This window comes from Streptomyces calidiresistens (assembly GCF_014141525.1).
Taxonomy (GTDB): Bacteria; Actinomycetota; Actinomycetes; order Streptomycetales; family Streptomycetaceae; genus Streptomyces; species Streptomyces calidiresistens.
The window spans coordinates 1-4551 of sequence record NZ_VKHS01000457.1 but is presented as its reverse complement, the minus strand read 5'-3'; the positions used below and the strand labels follow the sequence as shown (position 1 = coordinate 4551).

Here is a 4551-nt window from a genome sequence, read left to right as displayed (position 1 = left end):
ATCCCCCCACCGGCTCCGCGGGGACGGCCGGGGACCGTCCCGCCGCCGCCCCCGGTGAGCCCTTCCGCACCCGGGCCCTGACCGTCCCCGGGCTCGGCGAGGGAGCCGCGGGCCGCCGCTCGCGGGCCCGGACCCCGCGCGGGCGGACCACCGGCTCCCGTCGGCCCCGGGAGGGTTCGGGCGGCGGGCTGCACCTGGCCGCCACCGTCCGGGCCGCCGCCCCCCACCAGCGGGCCCGCGGTCGTTCCGGTCCGGGCCTGATCGTGCGCCGCGACGACCTGCGGCAGGCGGTGCGCGAGGGCCGGGAGTCGAACCTGGTGCTGTTCGTCGTGGACGCCTCCGGTTCGATGGCGGCCCGCAGTCGGATGGGGGCGGTCAAGGGCGCCGTGCTCTCCCTGTTGCTCGATGCCTACCAGCGCCGGGACAAGGTGGGGCTGGTGACGATGCGTCGGACCGGTGCCGAGGTCGCGCTGCCGCCGACCTCCTCGGTGGACGCGGCGGCGGCCCGGTTGCGGTCGCTGCCCACCGGGGGGCGCACCCCGTTGGCGGCCGGGCTGTCGACCGCCCGGGAGGTGCTGCGGGTGGAGCGGCTGCGGGACCCCTCCCGCCGCCCGCTGTTGGTGGCGGTCACCGACGGCCGGGCGACCGGCGGGCCGGAGCCCGTGGAACGGGCGCACCGGGCCGCCCGGCTGCTGGCGGCGGACGGGATCGCCTCGGTGGTGGTGGACTGCGAGACCGGGCCGGTGCGCCTGGGGCTGGCCGGGGCGCTGGCCCGGGAACTGGGCGGCCCGGCGGTGACGCTCGACGACCTGCGGGCGGAGACGGTGACGGCGCTGGTGCGCGGGGTGCGGGGCGACCGGACGCCCCGCGCCCGGGACACGGCCGCCGGAACGGCCGGGGGACGGACCGCCGGCCGCGGTCCCGTCCGGGAAACGACACGAGGGAGGGCCGCGTAGTGCCGAAGGGGCAGCCGGAGACGGTACCGAACGACGGGTTGACGACCAGGCAGCGGCGCAACCGCCCGTTGCTGGCGGTGCACACGGGGACCGGCAAGGGCAAGTCGACGGCGGCCTTCGGGCTGGCCCTGCGCGCCTGGAACCAGGGCTGGCCGATCGGGGTGTTCCAGTTCGTCAAGTCCGCCAAGTGGCGGGTGGGCGAGGAGCGGGCACTGCGGGTGCTGGGCGACTCCGGCGAGGGCGGGAGCGTGACCTGGCACAAGATGGGCGAGGGCTGGTCGTGGGTGCAGCGGGACCTCTCCGACAGCGAGGAGGCGGCCCGTGAGGGGTGGGCGCAGGTGCGGCGCGACCTGGCCGCCGAGCGGTACCGGCTGTACGTGCTGGACGAGTTCACCTATCCCCTGCACTGGGGGTGGATCGACACCGACGAGGTGGTGGGGGCGCTGCGGGAACGTCCCGGTGCCCAGCACGTGGTGATCACCGGCCGCAACGCGCCCGCCGCGCTGATCGAGGCGGCCGATCTGGTGACCGAGATGGGGAAGGTCAAGCACCCCATGGACGCCGGGCAGAAGGGCCAGCGGGGGATCGAGTGGTGACGCCGTGACACCCCGGGTGGTGATCGCCGCACCCGGTTCGGGCAGCGGGAAGACGACGGTGGCGACCGGCCTGATGGCGGCCTTCGCCGAGGCCGGGCTGAGGGTTTCGGCGCACAAGGTGGGGCCCGACTACATCGATCCCGGCTACCACGCGCTGGCCACCGGGCGGCCCGGACGCAACCTGGACGCCTGGATGTGCGGCCCCGACCGGGTGGCGCCGCTGTTCCGGCACGGTGCGGACGGCGCCGACCTGGCGGTCGTCGAGGGCGTGATGGGCCTGTTCGACGGGGCGAGCGGGATGGGCGAGACGGCCTCGACCGCGCACGTGGCGAAACTGCTGCGGGCACCGGTGGTGCTGGTGGTGGACGCGTCCGCGCAGTCCCGCTCGATCGCGGCGCTGGTGCACGGCTTCGCCTCCTGGGACACCGGGGTGCGGTTGGCCGGGGTGATCCTCAACAAGGTGGGGTCGCCCCGGCACGAGGCCCTGCTGCGGGAGGCGCTGGACGGTGGTGGCATCCCCGTGTTGGGCGCGCTGCCCCGCGAGGACGGCCCGGTGCGCACCCCCTCCCGCCACCTGGGCCTGGTGCCCGTGGCGGAGCGGCGCGCGGAGGCGCTGGAGTCGGTGCGGGCGATGGCCGAGCGGGTGCGCCGGGGAGTGGATCTGCCGGCGGTGCTGGCGGTGGCCCGTTCCGCGCCGCCGGTGGAGGGGACGGCCTGGTCCCCGGCCGAGGCGGTCGCGGGAGTCGGCCGGGAGTGGGGCCCGACGGACGGGGACGCCCCCGGGCGGGCCCCGGTGGTCGCCGTCGCCTCGGGCGCCGCCTTCACCTTCGGCTACGCCGAGCACCCGGAGTTGCTGGAGGCGGCCGGGGCCCGGGTGGTGACCTTCGACCCGTTGCGCGACGAGGCGCTGCCACCGGACACGGACGCGCTGGTCATCGGTGGCGGCTTCCCCGAGGTCTACGCGCCGGAGCTGGCCGCGAACGAGCCGCTGCGCCGGGCGGTGGCGACGTTCGACGGGCCGGTGGCCGCGGAGTGCGCGGGGCTGCTGTACCTGTGCCGGAGCCTGGACGGTGCCCCGATGTGCGGCGTGCTGCCGGCGGAGGCGCGCATGACGCGGCGGCTGACGCTGGGCTATCGGGAGGCGGTGGCGCTCTCGGACAACCCGTTGGCCCCGACGGGGGGTCGGGTGCGGGGGCACGAGTTCCACCGCACGGTGGTGGAACCCGGGGCCGGTGGGGTCCCGGCCTGGGGCCTCACCCATCCCGAGCGGCGCGCCGAGGGCTTCGTGCGGGGCGGGGTGCACGCCTCCTACCTGCACGTCCACTGGGCGGGTGCGCCGGGGGTGCCCCTGCGGCTGGTGGCCGCCTGCCGGGAACGCGCCGCGGCGCGGGCACGGAACGGCGCCGCGTGAACCGCCGTGCCGGGGCCCCCGCGGGGGTCTGCGCCGGGGTGGGGGCGCGCCCCGGGGTGACCGCGCGGGAGGTCCTGGAGCTGATCGCCGCCGCGTTCGCCCGGCTCGCCCCACCGGCCGGGGCGACGTCCCCGGTCCCGGGGGCGCTCCCGGAACCGGTCCCGGCGGCGGTGGCCACCGTCGGCGCGCGGGCCGGGGAGCCGGGACTGCTGGAGGCCACCCGCCGGCTGGGCGTGCCCCTGCGGTCCCATCCGGCCGAGGCGCTGGCGGGGGTGGCCGGGGCCCGGCCCTCCGCCCGGGTGCTGGCGGCGGTGGGCACGCCGTCGGTCTCGGAGGCCGCCGCGCTGCTGACGGCCGGCCCGGGAGCGGTACTGCTGGTGCCCCGCCTGGTCTCGCCGGGCGGCCGGTGCACGGTGGCGTTGGCCGGTCCGGGGACATGAACGGGACGACGAAGGGCACGGGGAACGCGATGGACACCGGGATCGACGGGGCGGCACCGGGGACGGACCCCCGGTCGGAGGAGGAGCCGGACCTGCGGCACCACGGCGACGCCGAGGTGCGCGGGGAGGGCGCGGGTCTGGTCGATCTGGCGGTCAACGTCCGTACCGGCACACCGCCCGCCTGGCTGCGCGAGCGGCTGGCCGCCTCGCTCGCCGACCTGGCGGCCTATCCGGACGACACGGCGGCCCGCCGGGCGGTGGCCCGCCGGCACGGCCTGGCGCCCGACCGGGTGCTGCTGACGGCGGGGGCGGCCGAGGCGTTCGTGCTGTTGGCCCGGTTGGACGGGATTCGGCGGCCCGTGGTGGTGCACCCCCAGTTCACCGAACCGGAGGCGGCCCTGCGGGACGCCGGGCACCGCCCGGGGCGCCTGCTGCTGTCGGCGGCGAACGGCTTTCGCTGGGATCCCGCCTCGGTACCGGCGGAGGCCGACGCGGTGGTGATCGGCAACCCGACCAATCCCACCTCGGTGCTGCACCCGGCGGAGGCCATCGTCGCCGCGGCCCGCCCGGGCCGGCTGCTGGTGGTGGACGAGGCCTTCATCGACGCCGTGCCCGGCGAACGGGAATCCGTGGCGGGGCTGGTGGACGAGGTGCCGGGGCTGGTGGTGATCCGCAGCCTCACCAAGACCTGGGGGTTGGCGGGTCTGCGGATCGGTTACGTGCTGGCCGCCCCCGGCACGGTGCGCGAGTTGGAGCGGGGACGACCCCTGTGGCCGGTGGGGACGCCGGCCCTGGCGGCGGCCGAGGCGTGCTGCTCACCGGAGGCGTTGGCGGAGGCGGAGGCGGCGGCGCGGGAGACGGTGGAACGGCGGGACCTGCTGGTGTCGGTCCTGGCGGGGTTCGGGGAGCTGCGTGCGGCCACTCCGGCGCCCCGGGGCCCCTTCCTGCTGGTGGAGCACGCCCGGGCGGAGCGGGTGCGGGAGCGGCTGCGGGAGGAGGGGTTCGCGGTGCGGCGCGGCGACACCTTCCCCGGGTTGGGGCGGCGCTGGTTGCGGCTGGCGGTGCGCGACGCCGCCACCACGGAGGCGTTGCGCGGGGCCCTGGTGCGGATCGGGGTGACCTGAGAGGGGGGCGGCGCCCGGCAGGGG

General features: G+C 77.8%; 5 protein-coding genes. All 5 read left to right on the top strand.

Annotated features, from left to right (window positions below; genetic code table 11):
* Positions 1-956, top strand: a 956-nt coding sequence (locus FOE67_RS17510; RefSeq protein WP_182665366.1) for a vWA domain-containing protein, incomplete at its 5' end; no start/stop codon positions are given.
* The gene (gene cobO, locus FOE67_RS17505) at positions 956-1552 is read left to right on the top strand and encodes a cob(I)yrinic acid a,c-diamide adenosyltransferase (protein ID WP_182665364.1); all 597 of its coding nucleotides are present in this window, start codon (positions 956-958) and stop codon (positions 1550-1552) included. The genes FOE67_RS17510 and cobO, both read left to right, overlap by 1 nt.
* Positions 1553-1571: 19 nt before the next feature.
* Positions 1572-2963, top strand: coding sequence for a cobyrinic acid a,c-diamide synthase CobB (locus tag FOE67_RS17500; protein WP_323384996.1), 1392 nt, complete (start codon positions 1572-1574; stop codon positions 2961-2963).
* Positions 2960-3403, top strand: coding sequence for a cobalamin biosynthesis protein (locus FOE67_RS17495; RefSeq protein WP_182665360.1), 444 nt, complete (start codon positions 2960-2962; stop codon positions 3401-3403). Before FOE67_RS17500 ends, FOE67_RS17495 begins: the two co-directional genes overlap by 4 nt.
* Positions 3400-4527, top strand: coding sequence for an Rv2231c family histidinol phosphate aminotransferase CobC (gene cobC, locus FOE67_RS17490; RefSeq protein ID WP_438874245.1), 1128 nt, complete (start codon positions 3400-3402; stop codon positions 4525-4527). Before FOE67_RS17495 ends, cobC begins: the two co-directional genes overlap by 4 nt.
* The last annotated feature ends 24 nt before the right edge of the window (positions 4528-4551 follow it).